We start from the raw sequence: 651 nt of genomic DNA, 5'->3' as shown, positions 1-651 counted from the left end.
ACTTGCCAGTCGTTGGGCGCATAGCCCGCGTCCACTGCCGCGCGGCGCGCGCCCAGGCCCGCGTTGAGCTTGTCGGCCAGCGGYGTCATCACCTCGGTGAACTTCTCCGCGCTGCCCAGCGCCCGGCCGCCCGAGACGATGATCTTGGCCGCCGTCAGTTCGGGTCGGTCACTCTTGGTGACCTCGCGGCCGATGAAGCTCGACTTGCCGCTGTCGGCCACGCCTTCGGCGTTCTCGACCGTGGCGCTGCCGCCGGTCGCCGCCGCCGGGTCGAAGCCGGTCGTGCGCACGGTGATGACCTTGATCGCGTCGCTGCTCTGCACCATGGCGATCGCGTTGCCCGCGTAGATCGGGCGCTCGAAGGTGTCGGGGCTGTCGACCTTGGTGATGTCGCTGATCTGCGCCACGTCGAGCAGGGCGGCCACGCGCGGCGCCACGTTCTTGCCGTTGGCGGTCGAGGGGAACAGGATGTGGCTGTAGTTCCTGRCAATGGCGAGCACCTGGGCTGCGACGTTCTCCGCCAGGTTCTCGGCCAGCGAGGCGCTGTCGGCGGCAATCACCTTGGTGACGCCGACGATCTGCGCGGCCGCCTTGGCCGCTTCGGCGGCATTGGCGCCGGCCACCAGCACGTGGACCTCGCCGCCGCAGGCG

1 protein-coding gene is annotated in these 651 nt (G+C 70.3%); it reads right to left on the bottom strand.

Features of this window, described 5'->3' with window-relative positions:
* A partial coding sequence (locus tag AC1DTN_RS38100) for an electron transfer flavoprotein subunit alpha/FixB family protein (RefSeq protein WP_477925338.1) occupies nucleotides 1-651 on the bottom strand: 651 nt, incomplete at both ends.

It is taken from the genome of Rhizobium sp. 01T444 (genome assembly GCF_056398305.1).
Note: the sequence above shows the minus strand (reverse complement) of the source record. Positions and strands in the feature narration are given on the sequence as shown.